The following is a 22039-nucleotide window of genomic DNA, read 5'->3' as shown; positions in this document are numbered from 1 at the left end:
CCGACACCATCGGGGTTCCCCCTGACCGGTCCCTGATCCCGGCCCCGGACCCTGCTGCGGGGGCCGTCCGGGTGCCAGGATTGCCCCATGGCCACCGCGACGATGACGCGCCCGACCCCCAGGGTCGTCGGCGGGGTCTGCAGCGGGTTCGCGGCGCACACCGGGCTGCCGGTCGGGGCCGTCCGGCTCGCCACCGCGGTCCTGGTGGTCTGCGGTGGCGCCGGGCTGCTGCTCTACGCCTGGCTCTGGGCGACCGTCCCGAGTGCGCCCGCCGGTTCGGCCTCGGGCCGCGCACCGCTCAAGTCCTTCTTGACGCCTGCCGTCGACGGAGACGACGACGACCCCGTGTCCGCCCGTCGCGCCCCGGTCGTCGAGATCCTGCTCGGCGTGGCACTGCTCGCCGCCGCCGGCGCGGTGGTCGCAGCGCGGATGGGCGTGGCGGTCCCCCTCGAGTTCGTCGTGCCCGGCGTCGTGGTCGTCACCGGTGCCGCACTCGCCTGGCGGCAGTTCGACGCGCTCCGCAACGTCCGCACCGCCGGGTCCTCCGCCCTCGTCGTCCGGGCGCTCGGGGCCCTGGTGCTCGTCGTGCTCGGCATCCTGCTGTTCTTCACGACGAGCAGCCGCCCGAACGTCTGGACCGTGCTCACCGCCGCGGTCGCCGTCCTGGTCGGGGTCGCCGTCGTGGTCGCCCCGTGGGTGGTCCGGCTCGTCCGCGACCTCGCCGAGGAACGCGCCGCCCGCGTCCGCGACCTCGAGCGGGCCGAGTTCGCGGCACACCTGCACGACTCGGTGCTGCAGACCCTCGCCCTCATCCAGCAGAAGGCCGAGCCGGGTTCGGACGCGGCACGGCTGGCACGGGCGCAGGAGCGCGAACTGCGGTCCTGGCTCTTCACCGAGCGGGCGGAACCGGCGCGCGACCTCGGCGCGCAGCTGCGGGACACAGCCGTGGACATCGAGGCCGAGTACCCCGCCCGCATCGAGGTCATCGCGGTCGGACCCGCCCGCAGCGACCTGCCGGACGGGCTCGTCGCCGCCGCCCGCGAGGCGATGCTCAACGCCGCCCGGCACGCCGGTGGGACCGTGAGCGTGTACGCCGAGACCGCCGGTGACCGGGTCGAGCTCAGCATCCGCGACCGCGGCCCGGGCTTCGACGTCGACTCCGTGCCCGCGGGCCGGTACGGCGTCCGCGAGTCGATCGTCGGCCGGATGCAGCGCCTCGGCGGCCACGCGACCATCGCACCGGGGCCGGGCCGCACCGGCACCGAGGTCCGGCTGACCCTGCCGCTCGCACCCGCGGCGCACGACGAGGAGCACGCATGACCGAGCCCGCCCCGTTGACCGTCGCGATCGTCGACGACCACTCCATCTTCCGAGCCGGCGTGCGCGCCGGACTGCCACCGGGCCTCCAGGTCGTGGGTGAGGCGGCTACCGTCGACGAAGCCGTGACGCTCGTCGCGGCCACCCGCCCACGCGTCGTCCTGCTCGACGTGCACCTGCCGGGCGGCGCCGGCGGCGGCGGCGCCGAGGTCATCACGCGGTCCGCCCCGGACAACCCGGACACCCGGTTCCTCGCGCTGAGCGTGTCGGACGCCGCCGACGACGTGGTGCGGGTCATCCGCGCCGGCGCCCGCGGGTACATCACGAAGAGCTCGTCGAGTGCCGAGGTCGCCGAGGCCGTGACCCGTGTGGCGGACGGGGACGCGGTGTTCTCGCCGCGCCTGGCGGGCTTCGTGCTCGACGCGTTCGGAGCGGTCAGCGGCGAGACGGCGCAGCACGACGCCGAGCTGGACCGCCTGTCCGCCCGCGAGCAGGAGGTCATGCGGCTCATCGCGCGCGGGTACGCCTACAAGGAGGTCGCGACGGAGCTGTTCATCTCGGTGAAGACCGTCGAGACGCACGTGTCGAAGGTCCTGCGGAAGCTCCAGCTGTCGAACCGGCACGAGCTGACCGCGTGGGCGCTGCAGCGCAAGCTGCTCTGAGCGCCCACGCGGACCCGATCCGTCTCACTTCGCGCTGATCCTGGTGTACTTGTTCACCGCCCACGGGACGAAGACCACGAGCATCACGGCGATCCCGATCAGGACGGTCAGCACGGGGTGCTGCATCGTCCAGATGTCCGGCACCGGCGCGGACCCGACGTTGCCGAAGAGCTCTCGCGCGGCCTGCACGAGCGACGACACCGGGTTCCACTCCGCGAACACGCGCAGCACCAGCGGCAGGGTGTCGCTCGGCACGAACGCGTTCGAGATGAACGTCAGCGGGAACAGGATCATGAACGAGGCGTTGTTGATGACCTCGGGCGTCTTGACGCTCATGCCGAGCAGCGCCATGACCCAGCTGAACGCGTAGCTGAACAGCAGCAGCAGGGCGATGCCGGCCAGGAACTCGAGCGGCGACGAGTTCACCCGCCACCCGACCGCCAGCCCGGTGAGCATCATGATCGCCATCGAGATCGAGTTCAGGACGAGGTCGGAGTTGGTGCGCCCGACCAGCACCGCGGACGCCGACATCGGCAGCGTGCGGAACCGGTCGATCAGCCCCTCCTTCAGGTCCTGCGCCATCGCCGACCCGGAGAACGTCGCACCGAACACCACGGTCTGCGCGAAGATCCCCGCCATCAGGAACTGCGTGTAATCGGTCCCCTGCACCTGGATGGCGCCGCCGTAGACCTGGCTGAACAGCAGCACGAACATGATCGGCTGCAGCACGGCGAACACGAGCATGTCCGGCGACCGCTTGAGCTTGATGAGGTTCCGCTTGGTGACGGTCCAGCCGTCCTCGACCCAGACGGCGAGCGGTGAGGTGACGACGACGGGCAGCTGGCGGCCCGGCGCGAGGGACGTGGTGGTCATCGTGCCGTCTCCTTCTGCTTGGTGGCCGCGGGTGCGCCGGCGTCGTCGTCCGTCGCGGCGTGTCCGGTCAGGCGGAGGAAGACGTCGTCGAGGGTCGGGCGCCGCATGCCGGCGTCGTGGAGTTCGATGCCGGCCTCGCCCAGGTCGGCGAGCACGCGCTGCAGGGCTGCCGGACCGGCCTCCACCGCGATGGCACGGGTTCGGCCGTCGCCCGAGGTCTCGACCTCGCCGACCCCGTACCGCCGCAGCACCGTCGTCGCCGCGTCGCCGTCGGCCTCGTCCACCAGGGTCACGACCACGCGGTGCCCGCCGACCTGCGCCTTGAGCTGGTCCGCGGTGCCCTCGGCGATGACCGCGCCGTCGTCGATGACCGCGATGTCGTCGGCGAGCCGGTCGGCTTCTTCCAGGTACTGGGTGGTGAGGAGCACCGTCGCGCCCTCGGCCACGAGGTCCTCGATGATGCCCCAGAGGGCCAGACGGCTCCGGGGGTCGAGGCCCGTCGTCGGCTCGTCGAGGAACAGCACGCGCGGGTTCATCACCAGCGCCCCGGCGAGGTCGATGCGTCGCCGCATGCCGCCGGAGAAGCCCTTCACCGGACGGTCGCCCGCCTCGGACAGGTCGAAGACGTCGATGAGCTCCCGGGCACGGTCGCGCGCTGTCCGGCGGCCCAGGTGGTAGAGCCGCCCGATCATCTCGAGGTTCTCGAACCCGGTCAGGTTCTCGTCCACCGCCGCGTACTGCCCGGACACCCCGATCGACCGCCGGGTGGCCTGCGGGTCGGCGATCACGTCGATGCCGTCGATCGTCGCGGTGCCCGAGTCGGGCGTGATGAGGGTGGTCAGCACCTTCACCACCGTGGTCTTGCCGGCGCCGTTCGGCCCGAGCAGCGCCTTCACGGTGCCCTGCGGCACCGACAGGTCGAGCCCGGCCAGCGCGTGCACCGGCCCGGACTTCGACTTGTAGGTCTTGGTCAGCCCGGAGGCTTCGATGATGGCCATGTCGCTCCTTCGTCGGACACGGTGGGTACCCGGGGGTCCGGTGGAGCGACGGACGTCACTCAGACGTCGAAGTCACCACCACCGAAGTCGCTGAAGCCACCGCCGAAGTCGGATCCGCTGTCGCCCCAGCCCGCATTGTCGAAGCCGCCGCCGTCGGATGCGCCGCCGTCGGACGCCCCGGCATCACCGGATTCAGCACCAGTGTCCTCCGAACCACCGTCACCCGCAGCGTCGGTACCGCCATCGAACGAACCGGGGTCCGGCAGGAACGCGCTCATGATCGCCGAACCGATGACGTAGCCGGCCACCGTCCCGAGGATCGAGGCGCCGATCATGCTGCCGAACGACGGACCGCCGCGCTGGCCGCCGAAGCGTCCGCCGCCACCGCCGACGCCACCGAGCGAGCGCTCCATGAAGCCCGGCTGGCGGATCTCGGAGCGGGTCGCCGACTGGGCGAGCGAGCGGGGGTCGTCACCACGGGGCGCCTCACCGGGAGGCGCGGTCCGGGTGAACTCGTCGTAGACCATGCGCCGCTGCTCGTCGGTCAGCTTGGCGAAGGCCTCGGCGTGGACCTCTTCGATGCGCTCCGGCGGTGCCGTGCGGAGCAGGTAGCGGTAGCGCTCGACCGCACGCTCGTCGTCGGTCGTCGCACCCTGCTGCTGCGTCGGTGAGCCGCCCCACTGCGGGACGCCGTACTGGTCGCCTGCGCCCTGCGGTGCGGACGGTGCCGGCTGCTGGTAGGACTGCTGGCCGTACCGGTAGCCCTGCTGCTGCGGCGGCTGCCCCCACTGGTTCTGCTGTGCGTCAGCGGATCGGTCACGCTCCGGACGTCCGAGCAGGCGGTCGAGGAATCCCATGGTCGATGCTCCTTCGGGTGCACGGTGGGCCCGGTCGGACCCGTCGTGGACTGCAACACTACGAACCCCCGGCGTCGGATGACTGAGCGCCCGCTCAGAGTCGGCCGGGAGGCGCGTGCCGGGCTGGCACCGCGCCTCCAGTCCGCACCGTGCGCACCTGCACACCCCGTGCGCGGTTCCCAGCCACGTGCGCGCTTGCAGCACCGCACCCGCCAGCCAACCCCGCACCGCATCGCAGACCCCGCACCGTGCCTCCGGCCCGCCCCGCCGCGCGGCTCACCCCGCGGCGAGCGCCGCCGTCCACACCGCGTGCAGTTCGTCCGCGGCCCCCGGGTGCGCCACGAGGAACGGCTCCCCCACGGGTGGGAAGCCCTCGACGGGGCCGGACGGCGTCAGCACGACGCCCCCGGCCTCGTGCACGAGCAGCACCGCGGCGCCGTGGTCGACCGGGTTGAACGCCGAGACACAGCCGCCGATCCCCCGCCCGGCCGCGACCTGCGCGATCGTCAATGTCCCCGATCCCTGCACCCGGAGCGTGCACGACCGGTCGGCCAGGGCGTCGAGGAACGCCCCGAACCCCGGCCACGGGCGGTGCCCGTCGAGCTCGGTGCCGACGACGGCACCGGCGAGCGGACGGGGTGTGTCGTCGAGTCGGAGCTGGCGGTCGCGCAGGGTGGCGCCGCGGCCGCGTCGGGCCTCGAGCACCTCGCCGCGCCAGGGGTCCGCGACGACGCCGACGAGCGGACGGCCGCCACGGGTCAGGCAGAGCGACATCGAGGTCCAGGGCACGCCGTTGGCCAGGTTGGTGGTGCCGTCGACGGGGTCGAGGAACCAGCGGTGCCGGTCGCCGGGGGCCTCGCCGTACTCCTCGCCGGTGAACCCGTGCGTCGGGAACACCATCCGCACTCGGGAGCGGACGTGCTGCTCCACCAGGCGGTCGACGTCGGTGACCAGGTCGGCGGGGTTCGCCTTGGTGTGGACCACGCTGACCGGGTGCTCACGCGTGTAGGCGATGACCTCGTGGGCGATGCGGTGGGCCAGGGCCTGGGCGCGCGAAGCGACCTCGGTCTCGGTGGGCTCCCGGTCGCGCTCGGACCAGCCGTCGCGCTCGGCCGCCGACAGGGCCGCTCCGATGGACCCGACGTCGTTCGTGGTGATCGAGTCGACACCGAGCCGGGCCGCCCAGATCGCGGGCTCGACGTCGTCGATGGTCCAGACGGCGACGCGCAGGCCCAGAGCGTGCGCGACCTCGACCGTGCGCGGGGTGAGGAACGCGACGTCGAGGTTGAGCGTCGACGGCTCAAGCGCCTCGAGGTCCGCCGACACCGGCGGGTCGAGCGACTCCCACGCCAGCCAGACGTCGGCATCGGGCAGCACGGAGCGGACGGCCGCCATCGCCGCCGGCGCCCCGCACCAGGCCACCGCGGTGGAACCGGTGAAGCCCGCGACGGTGCGGGCGGCGACCAGGGCGTCCTCGGCGTCGGTCAGGTCGACGAGCAGGGTGGACCGGCAGCCGTCGAGGCGTTCGAGCGCGCCGTCGAGCCGCGGGATCCGGTCGAGGCCGTTGCCGAGCCGGGCGACGTCGCACCAGTCGACGTCGGACACCCGGCGGGCGTCGCCCCACATCCGGCCGAGGGTCTCGTCGTGCAGCAGGACGGCGACGCCGTCGGCGGTGCGACGGACGTCGACCTCGATCACCTCGGCGCCGAGCGCCTCGGCGACCGCGATGGCGGGCAGGGTGTTCTCACGCCGGACGCGCGGCGCACCGCGGTGGGCGACGAGGCGTGGCGGACGCACGCCGGGCCTCCCGTCCGGACTGGTGGCGACCACCTGGTCGACCGCAGCCGCAGCCGCAGCCGCAGACGCAACCGAAGCCGAAGCCGAAGCCGACGCAGCCGACACGGCCGCAACCGACGTCGGGACCCCGGCGCTCATCGGGCGACCTCGAGCAGCACGCCGTCGCGGTGGACGAGCACTTCACCCAGGCGCACCCCGGTCTCGGTGCCGACCGCGGGCGGTGGCCCGGTGACGTAGGCACGGAGCTCCGCGCCGTCGGTGCTGAGCACGACCTCGGCGAAGTGCCCCCGCATGAGCACCCGCGCGACCGTCGCGCGGATCGGCGAGTCGTCGGTGAGCACGACCTGCTCAGGGCGGATCACCACCGTGTCGGCCGCCGTCGGGCTGACCGACGTGCCGGCGAGGAACCGGCCGGTGACGACGCTCGTCGACCCGATGAACGACGCGACGAAGCTCGTGGCGGGGCGGGCGTAGAGCTCCGTCGGGGTCGCGATCTGCTCGATGCGGCCGTCGTGCATCACGGCGATCCGGTCGGAGATGCTGAGCGCTTCGTCCTGGTCGTGCGTGACGATCACGGTCGTGATGCCGAGCCGCTGCTGGATGCGGCGGATCTCGTCGCGGACGCTCACGCGGAGCTTCGCGTCGAGGTTCGACAGCGGCTCGTCGAGGAGCAGGACGTCGGGCTCCTGCACGATGGCGCGGGCCAGGGCCACGCGCTGCTGCTCACCGCCCGAGATCGCGGTCGGCTTCGAGCCGGCGTGGTGGCTGAGGCCGACGAGCTCGAGCGCGTCGCGCACCCGCTCGGCGACCCGCGCCTTCGGCACCCGTCGGGTCCGCAGCGGGAACGCGACGTTCTGCGTCACCGTCATGTGCGGCCAGAGCGCGTAGTTCTGGAACACCATCGCGCTCGGCCGGCGCTCCGGACCGAGCGACGTGACGTCGCGGTCCCCCATGGTCACGACGCCGCCGTCTGCGGGCAGGAACCCCGCCACCATCCGGAGCGTCGTGGTCTTGCCGCAGCCGGACGGCCCGAGGAGCGAGACGAGCTCGCCCTTCGCGACGTCGAGGTCGATGCCGGCGACGACGTCGCGCCCGCCGAGCGTCTTGCGCAGTCCGCGGATGGTGAGGCCGCCGGATCGGGTCCGGTCCGTCGTGCTGCCGTCGGCCTGGAGGCCCGGTGCGCGTTCCGAGACGAGCGTCGCGTCCGTCATCTGGTCGCCTTTCGTGCTGGTGTGGGTCATCGGATCTGGAAGCCGTCCGCCAGTCGGCCGCCCATGATGTGCTTCCGGGCGAGCAGCAGCAGGACCACGGACGGGATGCTCAGCGCGATCGCGAACACCGCCGAGACCTGGCGCGGGGAGTTCAGGACGAGCGAGTACATCGCCGTCGGCATCGTCATGTACGTCGGGGCGCCGACCAGGTACGTGCCCTGCGCCTCGTCGAAGGACGCCAGGAACGACATCACCATCGCGACGAGGATCCCGGGCCAGGCGATCGGGAACGTCACCTTCCAGAAGGTGCGCCAGCGGCTCGCCCCGGCGTCGCGGGCGGCTTCCTCGAGGGACCGCGGCACGGCCGAGAACGCTGCGGCAGGCAGCCACGTCATGAACACGACGCAGCCCAGGACGTGGACGATCAGGATGCCGGTGACCGTGTTCATGAGGTTCAGCGCGGTGAACATCGCCGACATCGTGACGAAGAGGCCCATCTTCGGGAACGCGTTCGTGGCGAACAGCCCGACGAGCACGAGCCGCCGCCCCGGGAACTCGATGCGGCTGATCGCCCACGCGGCGGGCAGGCAGACCACGGCGGCGATGAGGACCGTGAGCGGGGCGAGGACGAGCGAGTTCTGCACCGCGACGGCCAGGCTGCGGTCCTCGAACACGGTGCCCCACCACTGCAGGGTCCAGCCGTCGGGCAGCAGGTTCGGGTAGGTCCACGTCGTGGCGAAGGCCCGGGCGGCCAGCCAGACGAGCGGCCCGAGGATGAACACGGCCAGCACGATCGCCGTCGCCCAGACGAGGGCGTTGCCGGTCAGACGCTTGATCACTGCTGCTCCTGACGCTTCTTGTCGAGCTCGCCCGCGTTCGAGCGGACCGTCGAGCGGAGGTAGAAGACGCTCGCGGCCGCGGCGAACGCGAACACGATGAACGCCATCGCCGTCGACTGCTGCGGACGGTTGTAGGCCTGGAAGTACTTCGAGATGTCGACGCCGAGCATCGTCGGCGCGTTCGGACCGGTGAAGTACGGCACGGTGAACGAACCGAGCACCCCGATCACGGTGAACGTCGTCGCGATGACGAGCGGGGTCGCGGCCATCGGCAGGAGCACCTGCCAGACGACGCGCCAGGTGCTCGCCCCGGCGTCCTTCGCGGCCTCGACCAGGGCGTCCGGGGTGCCCTGCAGCGCCCCGGCGATCATCAGCACCGCGAACGGCAGGCTGGTCCAGACGCTGCCGAACACCACGGCGACGAGGGTGTAGCCCCACACCGGGACATCCAGGTCGAACTGCGCACCCAGGCTCCGGAGGAACCCCTGCGCGTCGGTGAAGGTCAGGATCGACCAGCTCGCGATGACCACCGGCACGAAGATCGGCACCACGGCCAGGACACTGAGGGTCTTGCCGAGGAAGCCGCCGCGGAGCCGCAGGATCACCGCGACGACGACGGCGAGCCCCACCGTCAGGCCGGTCGACAGCGCGGTGACCCCGAGCGTCGCGACCAGGTCACGCAGGAACGTGGCGTTGCCGAGCAGGGTCGCGTAGACCGCGAACGAGAAGCCGCGCACGGTGTCGCCGCCGATGTCGGCGAGCGCCTGGTTCAGGCCGCCGGTGAACCCGAGGCTGAACAACGCGGCGTTCACCACCGGGACGCCGACGAACAGGACGACGACCAGCACCGGGGCGGCGACGAGGGCGAGGCCCTGCCACCGCCGGCGGCGGGCCAGCCGCTCCTGCGCCGTGCGCCCACTGGCGGGGTGCGCCGGGCCCTGGGCGTGGGGCGGGACGGGCGGGAGGCCCGTGGCGGAGTCGCCACGGGCCTCCCGGCCGGTTGCCGGGCCGTCCTGGACGGTCTGGGTCACTGCGGGACCTTCGCGTCCCACGCCGCGTTCATGTCGGCGGCGAAGTCGCTCTGGAACCCGAGGCGGAGCTGCGAGGGGTTCGCGTCGGCGAACTGCTCGGCGACCGACGCCGGCAGGCTGTCGAGCGGGATCACCGGGTAGCCGGAGACGGCGCTCGCGACGAGCTGCTGCCCCTTCGCGCTGAGCACGAAGTCGGCGAGCTTCTCGGCTGCCGCCTTCTTGGCCTTCGGCTCGGTCTTGGGGATGCCGAGGAAGCTCGCGCTGCCGGTGAACGACGGGTCCTCGATCTGCACGGCCTTGGTGGTCTTCGGGATGATGCCGGTCTTCTGCGAGGTGATGAACTGGTCGCTCCAGACCGGGGCCATCGCGATCTGGCCACTGCCGAGCAGCTGCACGACCTGGTCGTTGCCGTTCGGGTAGACACCCTTCTGGTACGTCGACGGGCCGAGGTCCTTCAGGGCCGCGAAGCCCTTGTCCCACTTGGACTCGAGCGACTTGTCGTACTTCGTCTGCATCGTCTCCTGCTCGGCGGGCGTCAGGTACTTCGCGAGCACCGTGGCCACGAACGAGCCACCCGAACCGCCGGACGACGGTGAGTTGTAGGCGAACTCGCCCGGGTTGGCCTTGATCCAGGCGAGCAGGTCGTCGAGGGTCTTCGGCGGGTCCGTGACCTTCTTCGCGTCGTACGCCAGCAGCACACTCGAGGCGCGGTACGGGATGGCACTGTCGCCGCCCTGCTGCTTCGTGGCGTCCGGGACGTCCTTCAGGTTCGGGATCGAGCTGTCGCTGACCGGCGCCATCAGCCCGGCCTTGCCGGCGGTGGTGACGAAGCCGGCGTCGACGAGGTCGTACGCGACGGACTTGCCGGCCTTGACCGCGGTGGCGAGGTTCGCCTGCGTCTGGGCGTCGTGCTCGCCGTGCAGGTCGATGCTCGTGCTGACGTGGATCTTCGGGTTGGCCTTCTCGAAGGCGGGGATGAGCGACTTGTCCCAGAGGTCCTGGACGTTGGTGTCGCCGCTGATGAACACGGTGAGGTCGGTGGTGCCGTCGGTGTCGGAGGCGTTCGAGGCGTTGGCGCTCTGGACGCAGCCGGAGAGTGCGACGGTCGCGGCTGCCGCGATGGCGAGGCCGGCGAGGACTCGGGTCTTCACGTGGGTTCTCCCTGTTCCGTGGTGCGTGGGGTTGTGCGGGGGTGGGGGCTTATGGGCGTGCGGGTGTGCGGGTGTGCGGGGCGTCGTACGTGCGGGCCGTGTGGGAACGTTCCCGCGCTGGGGTCGAGTGTGGCGCTGCCGGGTGAACTCCGGGTGCCGCCGGCGTCGCCGCCGGGTGAACTCCGGGTGCGGGCGTGCGGTGGGTGCGTGCGGGCGCGGTGCTGTGCGTCTGGTGCGAGGTTCCGTACTCCGTGCCCGCCCTGGATCCCTGCACCGAGTACGGAACCTCGCACCGTTCGCGCCGCCCCTCGCACCGTGCGAGGTCACCGCGACATCGGTACCCGGGTATTCCGGAGCTTGGCGCGGAACGCGGACTCGTCCCACACGTCCTTCCAGCCGTACCGGATCACACCGCGTACCTCCGGGAAGGAGCGCAAGCGGTCCTCGCGGTACTTCTCCGCGATGACGACGTCCTCCGCCGACCGTCCTCCGCGGAGCCCTGGATCGCGGTACTTCACCTCGCCGTCGAACTCGATCACCACGCCCTGGTCCGGGAGCCAGAAGTCCACGACGATGTCCGGCTCGCCCGGGGTGGTGAAGCGTCGTTGCAGCACCGGGGTGGGAGCGCCGTACTCGTCCAGGCGCACCCGGACCAGCGACTCCCCGACCGAGTCAGCGGCTGGGTCCGCGAAACCGACGGACCGCAGAGCCCGGCACCGGCCCTTCCGTCCCCGCCGCGCGACCCCGTCCAGAACGGCGTCGCGGTCCGCGCCCAGGGCGAGGAGCCGGTCGAGGGCCACCACCGCTTCCGTCGTCGGCAAGGTCATGGCGAGGTCCACGGCCGTCCGGTCGAACCCCGTCAGGGTCAGGTCGTCCGCGCGGAAACGCCACGTGCCCGCCATCGACGAGTCGAAGTCGGCGTGCACGACGAACGTCGCGTTGGTCCTCCGCGCATCGCGCCCGGGCCTGGTCAGGTGGACTCGTTCCGGCCACCGACCCACGTGCGGCACACCGATGACCGCCGCCGCCGACAGGTGCGACACGACGAAGCGGGGTCTGATCCGGTCGACGAGTGATCGCACGAGCACGTGGTGCCGCTGCTCGGGGCGGGGGCCCTTCCACCGCTCGGCGTCCGCGTACCGGCCGTGCGCGATGCGGACCAGTTCCCCGGCGCGGGCCCGGACCCGGATCGCCGCGGCCTCGTCCGGCCGTGACTCGTGCGCGACGAGGACCGTGCAGTCGGGGACGGCGGGGAAACGGGGATGAGCAGCCATGCACCGGATGCTGGCGGACACCTCGCACGGTGCGAGTGCAGCCGGATCAGACTGTGGACAGCCGCATCCGTCCACAGTCGCAAGCGGATGAATCAGCAGCTGCGAGAATGAGCGGGTGAACGCACGCACCTGGGGTTGGCTCGCAGCCGTCATCGACGTCGTCCTCATCGTCGTCTTCGCACTCATCGGGCGCTCGTCGCACGGTGAGGCCAACACGGCACTGGAGCTCTGGACCACCGCGTACCCGTTCCTGGCCGGTTGGGCGATCGGGTACGTGACGAGCGGTGCCTGGGCTCGACCGCTGCGCTTCTGGCCGACCGGCGTCGTGGTCTGGGTCCTCACGGTCTTCGTCGGTCTGGCCATCCGCGTCGCCACCGGGCAGGGCGACGTCGACGGCAACCCGCTGCCGATCTCGTTCGTCATCGTCGCGACGATCGTGCTCGGGGTGTTCCTGCTCGGCTGGCGCGCGATCGCCCGCGCCGTGCTCCGCTTCACCGGGTCGCGGTCGCGGCAGGACGCCGCAGCGTCCGACGCGTGAACGGCAGCCGCGGTTCCCAGCCGACGATCCTCGACGTCGCCGCACGTGCGGGGGTCTCGAAGTCGGCGGTGAGCCGCGTGCTCTCCGGGACCGGACGGTTCTCGGACGAGACCCGCGAACGCGTCGAACGAGCGGCAGCCGAGCTCGGGTACGTCGCGAACGCGATGGCTCGCGGGCTGGTCAGCGGGCGGACGAACACGATCGGGATGCTCGTCCGAGACGCCTCGTCGATGGTCTACACCGCACTGCACGCCGTGATGGAGCGCCGCGCATCGGAACTCGGGTACCGGGTCGTGACCACGACGGGCGTCGGTCGGGTCGAGGACGAGAAGTCTGCCCTCGCCGCACTCGTGTCGATGCGCGTCGACGGCCTGGTCGTGTGCAGCGGGCTGATGCCGTCCGCCGACATCGCCGAGTTCGCGCCCCGCATCGCCACCGTCGTCGCAGGTCGGCCCGAGCTGCACCCGGCACTCTCGAGCGTCTACTGCGACGAGGTCGACGGTGGGGCCTCCATCGCGGACGCCGTCGCCGATGCCGGCCACACCACGGCCGTGGTGTTCACCGTCCCGCTCGACAACGCGATCACGCAGCACGCGCGGTCGTCGGCGATGCTCGAGCGACTCCGAGCACGTGGCATCCGGGTGATCGACATCGACGCGAGCTTCGTGCGGCCACCCGACGACCTCGCCGCCGACCTGGTGGACGCCGTGCAGGAGTCGGGCGTGACCGCGGTGATGTGCCCGACCGACCGGCTCATGCTCGACGTGTGCGAGGCGCTGGCCCGCCGCGGTGTCGAGGTCCCGCGCGACCTCTCCGTCACCGGGTTCGACGGCGTCTACCCGCTGGCGAGCGACTGGATCGGCTTCACGACCCTCGAGCAACCGATCGAGCGCATCGGCCGCGAAGCCATCGACCTCGTGATCGGCCGCATCGACGACCCCACGCGCCCGGTCGAGCACCGCTCACTGCGCGGCACCGTGATCCCCGGCCGCACCCTGCTCCCCCGCTGACGCCGGCCCGCTGGCCCGCTGACCTCGCACGGTGCGAGGGGCCGTGCGAACGGTGCGAGGTTCCGTGCTCGGTGCGGACAGACGACGCTCGCACCGAGTACGGAACCTCGCACCGTTCGCACCCGCAGCGCCCGCGCCCGCGCCTAGAACAACCCGCTGCGCGGGCCGTCCTCCGGCCCGTCGAACCCGCGGAACATGTCCGACACCAGCGCCTCGATCTGGGGCTCCACGAGCCGTTCGACGGCCTCGGCGATCCGCGGCCGGTGGTCGATGAGCGCCAGGCACACCGCGGTGCCGGTCGACCGCGCACACTCGTCGGACAGCGCGATCTCGTGCCGGAGCGCAGCCTTCGCCTCGTCGGACAGCGGCTCGCGCGGCGTCTGCTCCCCCGCACCGGTGCCGGCCAGCTCGCCGAGGGTGAACAGGAACGGCGACCCCGGCGACGGCTCAGGGTCCACGTCGAGGCCCTGGAACTCCGGCGACAACCCCTCGGCCGGCTGGTACCCCGCGTGCCGCTTCCGGGCCGCCGCCCGCTCGAGTTCCCGCTGCAGCAGCGGCAGGTTCTTCGCCGTGTAGTCGTCGACGGCGTCCTCGACGATCGTCGAGATCCGGCCGATCAGCGCGTGCTGGACGGCGTGCGGCACGTCGGGTCCGAACCCCGCGGCCGCGGCGATCGGGGACCCGGTGCACTTCCGGCAGATGCGCGTGCGCGGGCGGGCGGTCCCGATCTGCCAGCGCGGCAGCCAGCGCAACCACAGGTCGACCGCGCCCCGCACGCGACCGTCGATGCCGTCCATCCCTCAACAGTAGGCCTGGAGGCGCGGATCACCCCCGGCACACCGCGCCGGTCGGGCAATACGCCGGTTCTCAGGCCTGTGGTTCCGTCACGAAGTCGATCAGCTCCTCGACGCGGCCGAGCAGCTCCGGCTCGAGGTCGGCGAAGGTGCGCACCTGCCCGAGGATCCGCTGCCACGCCCGGGCGATGTCGGCCTGCTCGGCGTGCGGCCAGCCGAGTGCCTGGCAGATGCCCGCCTTCCACTCGATCGAGCGCGGGATCGTCGGCCACGCCCGCAGCCCGACCCGCGCCGGCTTGACCGACTGCCAGACGTCGACGAACGGGTGCCCGACGACGAGCACGTGCGCTCCCCACTTGCCACGCATCACGGCGTCGGCGAAGCGGGACTCCTTCGACCCGGGCACCAGGTGGTCGACCAGGACCCCGACCCGGCGCTCCCGCGTCGGCTGGAACTCGTCGAGCACGGCGGCCAGGTTGTCGACGCCGGAGAGTTCCTCGACCACGACGCCCTCGACGCGCAGGTCGGCGCCCCACACCTTCTCGACGAGTTCCGCGTCGTGCTTGCCCTCGACCATGATGCGGCTGGGGAGCGCCACCCGAGCACGCTGCGACTCCACGGCGAACGATCCGGACGCGGTGCGGAGACGACCACCGTCGGACGCCTGCCGCACGGCGGGCGCGCCCCCGGGCCTCCAGTCCGCATGGACGGCACCGACGGAACCCGCGGCACCCGCACGGCCAGCGGAACCAGCCCCAACAGCACCCCCGGCCGACCGCCCGACCGGCGCCGACGGCCGCCCCAGCGTCACCAGCTCACCCTCGAGCAGGAACTGCCCGGTGAAGGGGAAGGAGCGCGTACGGCCCTTCCAGTCCTCGAGGGCGATGTTGCCCGCCTCGAGCCCCACCACGGCACCGGCCCACCCGGAGTCCGGGTCCTCGAGCACCATGTCCCGTTCGAGCGGCACCTGCCGCACCTTCTTCACCCCGCGCGAGCGCCAGTCCCCCGAGAGCACATCGCCGCCGTACCGGTCGTCGTCCACCCGCACGAGGGTACTGTCGACGACGGCCCGGACGACGTCGACCGCGCCGGTTCCCCATCATCTCGACGGAAGGCCCGCCCGTGCGCGCAGCGATCATCCACGCCCCGAACGACATCCGCGTCGAGGAGCGCGACCGACCCGGGCTCCTGTCCGGCAAGGACGTCGTCGTCAAGGTCCTCGCGGCCTGTGTCTGCGGATCGGACCTCTGGCCCTACCGCGGCGTCACCGAGACGAAGCAGCCGCGGCCGATCGGCCACGAGCTCGTCGGCGAGGTCGTCGCCGTCGGTGACGACGTCACCGGCCTGCACGAGGGCGACTTCGTCATCTCCCCCTTCACCATGAACGACGGCACCTGCCAGGCCTGCCGCAACGGCATGACCACCGGCTGCGACCACCTGTCCGGGTTCGGCAGCACGGACGCGTACGGCGACCCCGTCGGTGGCGCACAGGCCGAGTACGTGCGGATCCCGGACGCCGACGCCACGCTCGTCGCGGTCCCCGGCCCGGTCGACCCCGCCCTGGTGCCGTCGCTGCTCACCCTGTCCGACGTCTTCTCGACCGGCCACCACGCCGCCGTGTCGGCAGCGGTCGGCCCCGGCAAGACCGTCGTCGTGGTCGGCGACGGCGCGGTCGGCCTGTCCGCCGTGCTCGCCTCGAAGCGGCTCGGGGCGGACCGCATCATCACGATGAGCCGGCACGCCGACCGTCAGGCACTCGCCCGCGAGTTCGGTGCCACCGACATCGTGGCGGAGCGCGGCGACGATGGCGTCGCGGCGGTCCGCGCGCTGCTCGGCGGCGACCTGGCCGACTGCGCCGTCGAGGCCGTCGGCACCGAGGAGAGCATGGACCAGGCGCTGCACTCCGTCCGCCCCGGCGGCAACGTCGGCTTCGTCGGGGTCCCGCACGGGGTGCCGACCATCGGCACGCGCTACCTGTTCGACACGAACATCGCGATCGCGGGCGGCATGGCCCCGGCCCGGAAGTACATCCCCGAGCTGCTCCCCGACGTGCTGTCCGGCGCGATCGACCCCGGTCGCGTCTTCGACCTGGAGCTGCCGCTCGACGAGGCCGCCGAGGCCTACCGCGCCATGGACGAGCGCCGGGCGATCAAGGTGCTGCTGCGGCCGTAGCGGTGCGCGTCGTGGACGCAGCGGCAAGCGGACGGGAGGCCCGTGGCGGCGTCGCCACGGGCCTCCCGTCCGTCGTCTGGTCGCGTCGGACAACCGGCGGCCCGCCCGCTCACGCGTCGCGGATCGCCAGCACCCGGTGCGGCGCAGCCGCCTCGGCCCGCCACCCGCCGGGCAGCACCTCGCGGAGTTCGGGCACGGTGAAGCTCCGGCGGATCGACCGCAGGCCGTCGACGCGGATGAACGTCCCCGCCGCCACGAGCGGTGACGCCAGCGCGTACGCCCGGTAGGCCGCGGGCGACCGCCGGATGTCGGAGTGCAGGCTGCGCCCGCTCGCGAGCAGTTCGGAGTCGGCCAGGAACCCCCGCCGCTCCTCGTCGCCCAGGTGGTGCAGCACGTGGTTCGACACGACGACGTCGAACCGCTCACCCGCCGCGACCAGGTCACCGCTCGACTGCTGCCGGAACGTCACACCGGTCGGGGACGACCGCCGTGCCGCGGCGATGGCTCGTTCGTCCGGGTCGACCCCGACGACCTCGAGGTCGAAACCGTCGCTCGCCGCCCACCGCACCAGCGAGCGGGCCAGGTCGCCGCCGCCGCACCCCAGGTCGAGGACCCGGCCGCGCCCGCTGGCGGGCAGGGCCGGCACGACGTGGGACCGCCAGGCCGCACGCCAGCCGCTCACGAGCGCGTTCACGACGGCGAAGCGCCGGAACGTGCGCGCGAGGGCGCGCGGGTCGCAGTCCGGGTCGTCCATCAGTTCGGTCAGGTCGAGCGCGCGGGTGCGCAGGTCGACGGCCGGGAGGCCCGTGGTGCCGCCGTCCTGACGGCTCACGCCGTGCCCGTGGTCGCGACGGGCACGCGGGCGGGTGCGACGACGGGTTCCGCCGCGGGTTCCGCCGCGGGCGACGCCGCGGGTTCCGCTGCGAGCGACGCCTCGGTCCGCACCGCGGTGAGCCGTGCGCTCTCGACGGTGAGGCCGGGGCCGAAGGCGAGCGCGACGACGGCACTGCCGTCCTCGAGGCCGGCGTCGACGGCGTCCCGCAGCACGAAGAGCACGGTGGCACTCGACATGTTGCCGTGTTCCCGCAGCACCCGCCGGCTCGACTCCATGGCGCTGTCGGGCAGGCCGAGCGACTCCTGCGTGCGGTCGAGGATGGCCCGGCCGCCCGGGTGCACCGCCCACACCGGCACGTCCGACGCCGGCCCGCCGTCGAGCAGCGGTTGCACGGCGCTCGGGACGTGCAGGCCGACGAGCTTCGGCACGGCGGTGGACAGGACCATCTCGAAGCCCTCGTCCCCGATGTTCCACGCCATCTCGGACGCCCCCTCGGGCACCACGGCCGTCGTGAAGTCGTCGAAGCGCAGACCGGCTCCGTCGCGGGCGACCACCGCGGCGGCCGCACCGTCGCCGAAGACGCTGTTCGCGACGATCTGGTCGGGGTCGTTCGAGGCGCGGACGTGCAGGGTGCAGAGTTCGCCGCAGACGACGAGCACGACGGCGTCCGGGTCCTGGTCGACGAACGCCGCGGCGATCCGGAGCGCGGGGAACGCGGCGCAGCAGCCCATGAAGCCGATGTGGTGCCGGAAGACGCCCCCGGGGAGCCCGAGCTGCTCGACGACGTCGATGTCGGGCCCGGGCTGCGTGAACCCGGTGCACGACACGGTCACCAGGTGCGTGACGGCCTCCGGCGCGATGCCGGCGCGTGCGACGGCGTCACGGGCGGCCGCGACGAACAGCGGCGGGGCGAGTTCGCGGTACCGGTCGTTGCGCGAGCCGGTGGACGGCGAGCGCAGGGTGCCGTCGTCGTCACGGAAGGCCCCACCGGCACGCGCGGAGTCGAGTTCCTCGAGGACGGTGTGCCGCTGGTCGACCGCCGACCCGTCGAAGGCGGCGGGGACGAGCCGTTTGCCGAGCCGCCCGAGGTCGGGTTGGGCGGAGAACAGGTCACGCACCCGGGGCTGGTCGAGGGTCGTCTCGGGGACGGCGGTTCCGATGGCGCGGATCGTTGCGGACACGACTCATCCTGTCACCGGATCGCTGACGCGTCCCCAGGATGCGCACGGCAACGGGACGCACGGCGACGGGACGCACGGAGGGCACGGCACCGATCGGTGCCGTGCCCTCCGTGGTGGGACCGCTTACGACTGCTGCGCGCGCTCCAGCACGAGTTCCCGCACGCGGGCGGCGTCGGCCTGGCCCTTCATGGCCTTCATGACCGCGCCGATGATCGCGCCGGCCGCCTGGACCTTGCCGTCCTGGATCTTCGCCAGCACGTCGGGCTGCGCCGCGAGTGCTTCGTCGACCGCGGCCGTCAGAGCGGAGTCGTCCGAGACGACCTTGAGCCCGCGGGCCTCGACGACCTGCGCCGGCGAACCTTCGCCCGCGATGACGCCCTCGAGCACCTGGCGTGCCAGGCGGTCGGTCAGGTCGCCGGACTCGACGAGCGCGATGACCTCGGCGACGTGCTTCGGCGACACCAGGTCACCGGGAGCGGCGTCCTGCGCGTTGGCGACGCGGCTGATCTCACCGGTCCACCACTTGCGGGCGGCCTGTGGTGCGGCGCCGGCGGCGACGGTGCCCTCGACCTCGTCGAGCAGCCCGCCGTTGACGACGTCCTGGAACTCCAGGTCGGCGAAGCCCCAGTCACCCTTCAGGCGACGGCGACGTGCGACCGGGGCCTCGGGCAGCGAGGCACGGAGCTCCGCGATGACGGCCGGGTCCGGCACGACGGGCAGCAGGTCGGGCTCCGGGAAGTACCGGTAGTCGTCGGCGTCCGACTTCGGACGACCGGCCGAGGTGCGGCCGGTGTCCTCGTGCCAGTGCCGGGTCTCCTGCGTGATCGTGCCACCGGCGGCGAGGATCGCGGCCTGGCGCTGGATCTCGTAGCGGATCGCACGCTCGACGGCGCGGAACGAGTTGACGTTCTTCGTCTCGGTGCGGGTGCCGAGCTTCTCCTGCCCGCGGGGGCGCAGCGAGATGTTCGCGTCGCACCGCAGGTTGCCGCGCTCCATGCGTGCCTCGGAGACACCGAGCGCCCGGACGAGGTCGCGGATGACCTGCACGTAGGCGGCACCGAGCTCGGGGGCACGGTGCTCGGCACCGAAGATCGGCTTCGTGACGATCTCGACCAGGGGCACACCGGCACGGTTGTAGTCGACGAGCGAGTACTCGGCACCCTGGATGCGGCCGGTGGCACCGCCGACGTGCGTCAGCTTGCCGGCGTCTTCTTCCATGTGGGCGCGCTCGATCGGGATGTTGTAGATCGTGCCGTCGGCGAGCTCGACCTCGACCTCGCCCTCGTAGGCGATGGGCTCGTCGTACTGCGAGACCTGGTAGTTCTTCGGGTTGTCCGGGTAGAAGTAGTTCTTCCGGGCGAACCGCGAGGACTCGGCGATCGAGCAGCCGAGCGCGAGCCCGAGCTGGATCGAGTACCGCACGGCCTGTGCGTTCACGACCGGCAGCGACCCGGGCAGCCCGAGGTCGACCGGGGTGACGTTCGTGTTGGGCTCGCCGCCGAAGAAGTTCGGGGCGTCCGAGAACATCTTCGTCTTCGTCGCGAGTTCGACGTGGACCTCGAAGCCGAGCACCGGCTCGTAGCGCTCGAGCGCCTCGTCGAAGTCCATCAGCGCGTCCTTCTGCGCCATCAGATCACACCTTCCTGCGCAGCGGACTGCTGACTCTGGTCGAGGTCCGGGACGGACGCGATGAGCGGCGCGCCCCACTGCTGTTCGAGCAGACGCTCGAGGGCGGCACCGTAGCGGTACAGCCGGGCGTCCTCACGCTGGGGCGCCATCAGCTGCACGCCGACGGGCAGGCCGTCCTCGGGCGCGAGGCCGTTCGGGATGCTCATGCCGGGGACGCCGGCGAGGTTCGCCGGGATCGTCGTGAGGTCGTTGAGGTACATCGCCAGCGGGTCGTCGATGCGCTCACCGATCGGGAACGCGGTCGTCGGCGCCGACGGGCTGACGAGCAGGTCGACCTGCTCGAAGGCGGCCTGGAAGTCCCGCTGCACGAGCGTGCGGACCTTCTGCGCCGAGCCGTAGTAGGCGTCGTAGTAGCCGGCGCTCAGGGCGTAGGTGCCGAGGATGATGCGCCGCTTGACCTCGGGTCCGAAGCCGGCTTCACGCGTGGCGGCCATGACGTCCTCGACGGTGGCACCGTTCTCGGGCGTGACCCGGAGGCCGAAGCGCACCGAGTCGAACTTGGCGAGGTTCGACGACGCCTCGGCCGGGAGGATCAGGTAGTACGCACTGATCGCGTACGCGAACGACGGGGCGTCGATCTCGACGACGACCGCACCGGCCGACTCGAGCAGCGCGACCGTCTCCTGGAAGCGCTGGGTGACACCGGCCTGGAACCCGTCGCCCCCGGCGAGTTCCTTCACCACGCCGACGCGCAGGCCGCGGAGCGTGTCCGCCTGCAGCCCTTCGCGTGCGGCGGCGGCCATCGAGGGCCACGCGTCCGGGATGGACGTGGAGTCCTTCGGGTCGTGCCCGCCGATGACGTCGTGCAGGAGCGCGGCGTCGAGGACGGTGCGGGACACCGGGCCGATCTGGTCGAGGCTGGACGCCAGGGCGATGGCGCCGTAGCGGCTCACCCCGCCGTAGGTCGGCTTCACACCGACCGTGCCCGTCACGGCACCCGGCTGACGGATGGAGCCACCCGTGTCCGAACCGAGGGCGAAGGGGGCTTCGTGCGCGGCGACCGCAGCGGCCGAGCCACCGCCGGACCCGCCGGGGATCCGGTCGAGGTCCCACGGGTTGCGGGTCGGCCCGTAGGCCGAGAACTCGGTGGTCGAGCCCATCGCGAACTCGTCCATGTTGGTCTTGCCGAGCGGCACGAGGCCGGCGGCGCGGAGCTTCGCGACGGGGGTGGCGTCGTACGGCGGCACCCAGCCCTCGAGGATCTTGGACCCGGCGGTCGTGGGCATGTCCTGCGTGCACAGGACGTCCTTGACGGCGATCGGCACACCGGCGAGCGGCCCGAGGTCATCGCCCGCGGCACGGCGGGAGTCGATCGACTTCGCCACCGCCAGGGCGTTCTGGTTGACGTGCAGGAACGCGTGCACGTCGCCGTCGACGGCGGCGATCCGGTCGAGGTGGGCCTGGGTGGCCTCGACGCTCGAGACGTCGCGCGCCACGAGGGCGTCGGCGAGCGCCGCGGCGCTCAGCTTCGTGATGTCGTCAGTCACTGTTCTTCGCCCTACTGTTCTTCGCCGAGGATGGCGGTCACGCGGAACCGTTCGCCGTCGGAGTCGGGCGCCCCGGAGAGCGCCTGCTCCTGCGTCAGCGTCGTGCCGACCACGTCGGGTCGGGTGACGTTGCCGAGCGGCACGGGGTGGCTCGTCGCCGGGACGTCGTCGGTCGCGACCTCGGCGACCTTGGCGACGCTCTCGACGATGTGCGACAGCTCCCCGGTCAGCTTCTCGATCTCGTCGGGCGTGAGTGCGATACGTGCGAGGTTCGCCAGGTGCGCGACCTGCTCGCTCGTGATGTCAGGCATGGTGCTCCGTCG

At 72.3% G+C, this 22039-nt stretch carries 21 protein-coding genes; 5 read left to right on the top strand and 16 right to left on the bottom strand.

Annotation, left to right across the window (positions count from 1 at the left end; all coding sequences use genetic code 11):
- The first annotated feature begins 87 nt into the window (after positions 1 to 87).
- Positions 88 to 1320, top strand: coding sequence for an ATP-binding protein (locus tag DEI96_RS05040; protein ID WP_111022663.1), 1233 nt, complete (start codon positions 88 to 90; stop codon positions 1318 to 1320).
- Positions 1317 to 1979 carry a LuxR C-terminal-related transcriptional regulator gene (locus tag DEI96_RS05035; RefSeq protein WP_111022662.1) on the top strand — a complete coding sequence of 221 codons (663 nt, stop codon included), beginning with the start codon at positions 1317 to 1319 and terminating at the stop codon, positions 1977 to 1979. Before DEI96_RS05040 ends, DEI96_RS05035 begins: the two co-directional genes overlap by 4 nt.
- A 24-nt stretch (positions 1980 to 2003) precedes the next feature.
- Here the strand turns inward: DEI96_RS05035 and DEI96_RS05030 are convergent, their stop codons facing one another.
- The 9 genes from DEI96_RS05030 to DEI96_RS04990 form a co-directional block, all read right to left on the bottom strand.
- Complete coding sequence (locus DEI96_RS05030) at positions 2004 to 2852, bottom strand: ABC transporter permease (protein WP_051596514.1); 849 nt, start codon at positions 2850 to 2852, stop codon at positions 2004 to 2006.
- The gene (locus DEI96_RS05025; RefSeq protein WP_111022661.1) at positions 2849 to 3850 is read right to left on the bottom strand and encodes an ATP-binding cassette domain-containing protein; all 1002 of its coding nucleotides are present in this window, start codon (positions 3848 to 3850) and stop codon (positions 2849 to 2851) included. The genes DEI96_RS05030 and DEI96_RS05025 overlap by 4 nt, the downstream gene beginning before the upstream one ends.
- Before the next feature lie 59 nt (positions 3851 to 3909).
- Entirely contained in the window at positions 3910 to 4707 is a 798-nt protein-coding gene (locus DEI96_RS05020; RefSeq protein ID WP_258372731.1) for a hypothetical protein, read from the bottom strand.
- Positions 4708 to 4983: 276 nt separating this feature from the next.
- Positions 4984 to 6504, bottom strand: coding sequence for an inositol monophosphatase family protein (locus DEI96_RS05015; protein ID WP_181440464.1), 1521 nt, complete (start codon positions 6502 to 6504; stop codon positions 4984 to 4986).
- A 134-nt stretch (positions 6505 to 6638) separates the two neighbouring features.
- On the bottom strand, positions 6639 to 7715 hold the full coding sequence (locus tag DEI96_RS05010) for an ABC transporter ATP-binding protein (protein ID WP_246521570.1): 1077 nt from the start codon (positions 7713 to 7715) through the stop codon (positions 6639 to 6641).
- Positions 7716 to 7741: 26 nt separating this feature from the next.
- Positions 7742 to 8554 (bottom strand): ABC transporter permease, encoded by an 813-nt coding sequence (locus DEI96_RS05005; protein WP_017886992.1) that lies wholly within the window; start codon positions 8552 to 8554, stop codon positions 7742 to 7744.
- Positions 8551 to 9585 carry an ABC transporter permease gene (locus tag DEI96_RS05000; protein ID WP_111022658.1) on the bottom strand — a complete coding sequence of 345 codons (1035 nt, stop codon included), beginning with the start codon at positions 9583 to 9585 and terminating at the stop codon, positions 8551 to 8553. The genes DEI96_RS05005 and DEI96_RS05000 overlap by 4 nt, the downstream gene beginning before the upstream one ends.
- Positions 9582 to 10736: an extracellular solute-binding protein gene (locus DEI96_RS04995; protein ID WP_111022657.1), complete on the bottom strand. Its 1155-nt coding sequence runs from the start codon at positions 10734 to 10736 to the stop codon at positions 9582 to 9584. Before DEI96_RS04995 ends, DEI96_RS05000 begins: the two co-directional genes overlap by 4 nt.
- A 323-nt stretch (positions 10737 to 11059) precedes the next feature.
- A complete protein-coding gene (locus tag DEI96_RS04990) occupies positions 11060 to 12010 on the bottom strand; it encodes a hypothetical protein (RefSeq protein WP_146246868.1) in 951 nt (316 codons plus the stop codon).
- Positions 12011 to 12125: 115 nt separating this feature from the next.
- Between DEI96_RS04990 and DEI96_RS04985 the strand changes: the two genes are divergently transcribed.
- Together DEI96_RS04985 and DEI96_RS04980 are read left to right on the top strand one after the other, a co-directional pair.
- Positions 12126 to 12548, top strand: coding sequence for a DUF3054 domain-containing protein (locus DEI96_RS04985; RefSeq protein WP_220039110.1), 423 nt, complete (start codon positions 12126 to 12128; stop codon positions 12546 to 12548).
- The gene (locus DEI96_RS04980; RefSeq protein ID WP_111022654.1) at positions 12545 to 13558 is read left to right on the top strand and encodes a LacI family DNA-binding transcriptional regulator; all 1014 of its coding nucleotides are present in this window, start codon (positions 12545 to 12547) and stop codon (positions 13556 to 13558) included. The genes DEI96_RS04985 and DEI96_RS04980 overlap by 4 nt, the downstream gene beginning before the upstream one ends.
- Before the next feature lie 143 nt (positions 13559 to 13701).
- Here DEI96_RS04980 and DEI96_RS04975 read toward each other — a convergent pair whose 3' ends face one another.
- Both DEI96_RS04975 and DEI96_RS04970 read right to left on the bottom strand, forming a co-directional pair.
- Positions 13702 to 14355 carry a hypothetical protein gene (locus tag DEI96_RS04975; protein ID WP_017886998.1) on the bottom strand — a complete coding sequence of 218 codons (654 nt, stop codon included), beginning with the start codon at positions 14353 to 14355 and terminating at the stop codon, positions 13702 to 13704.
- 70 nt (positions 14356 to 14425) lie between these two features.
- Positions 14426 to 15394 carry a DUF3097 domain-containing protein gene (locus tag DEI96_RS04970; RefSeq protein WP_111022653.1) on the bottom strand — a complete coding sequence of 323 codons (969 nt, stop codon included), beginning with the start codon at positions 15392 to 15394 and terminating at the stop codon, positions 14426 to 14428.
- Positions 15395 to 15474: 80 nt separating this feature from the next.
- Between DEI96_RS04970 and DEI96_RS04965 the strand changes: the two genes are divergently transcribed.
- Positions 15475 to 16524 carry a zinc-dependent alcohol dehydrogenase family protein gene (locus DEI96_RS04965; protein ID WP_111022652.1) on the top strand — a complete coding sequence of 350 codons (1050 nt, stop codon included), beginning with the start codon at positions 15475 to 15477 and terminating at the stop codon, positions 16522 to 16524.
- 109 nt (positions 16525 to 16633) lie between these two features.
- On the opposite strand, the gene DEI96_RS04960 is transcribed toward DEI96_RS04965, so the two are convergent.
- The 5 genes from DEI96_RS04960 to gatC all read right to left on the bottom strand — a co-directional run bounded on the left by DEI96_RS04960 (position 16634) and on the right by gatC (position 22027).
- Positions 16634 to 17356, bottom strand: coding sequence for a methyltransferase domain-containing protein (locus DEI96_RS04960; protein ID WP_111022651.1), 723 nt, complete (start codon positions 17354 to 17356; stop codon positions 16634 to 16636).
- The gene (locus tag DEI96_RS04955; RefSeq protein ID WP_111022650.1) at positions 17353 to 18540 is read right to left on the bottom strand and encodes a type III polyketide synthase; all 1188 of its coding nucleotides are present in this window, start codon (positions 18538 to 18540) and stop codon (positions 17353 to 17355) included. Before DEI96_RS04955 ends, DEI96_RS04960 begins: the two co-directional genes overlap by 4 nt.
- Positions 18541 to 18663: 123 nt before the next feature.
- A complete protein-coding gene (gene gatB, locus DEI96_RS04950; RefSeq protein WP_035807593.1) occupies positions 18664 to 20169 on the bottom strand; it encodes an Asp-tRNA(Asn)/Glu-tRNA(Gln) amidotransferase subunit GatB in 1506 nt (501 codons plus the stop codon).
- Entirely contained in the window at positions 20169 to 21716 is a 1548-nt protein-coding gene (gene gatA, locus DEI96_RS04945; RefSeq protein ID WP_111022649.1) for an Asp-tRNA(Asn)/Glu-tRNA(Gln) amidotransferase subunit GatA, read from the bottom strand. Before gatA ends, gatB begins: the two co-directional genes overlap by 1 nt.
- 11 nt (positions 21717 to 21727) lie before the next feature.
- On the bottom strand, positions 21728 to 22027 hold the full coding sequence (gene gatC, locus DEI96_RS04940) for an Asp-tRNA(Asn)/Glu-tRNA(Gln) amidotransferase subunit GatC (RefSeq protein ID WP_017887005.1): 300 nt from the start codon (positions 22025 to 22027) through the stop codon (positions 21728 to 21730).
- Positions 22028 to 22039 lie beyond the last annotated feature (12 nt).

It is taken from the genome of Curtobacterium sp. MCLR17_031 (assembly GCF_003234775.2).
Taxonomy (GTDB): Bacteria; Actinomycetota; Actinomycetes; order Actinomycetales; family Microbacteriaceae; genus Curtobacterium; species Curtobacterium flaccumfaciens.
The sequence above is the reverse complement of the archived record's forward strand: the minus strand, read 5'-3'. Positions and strand labels throughout refer to the sequence as shown.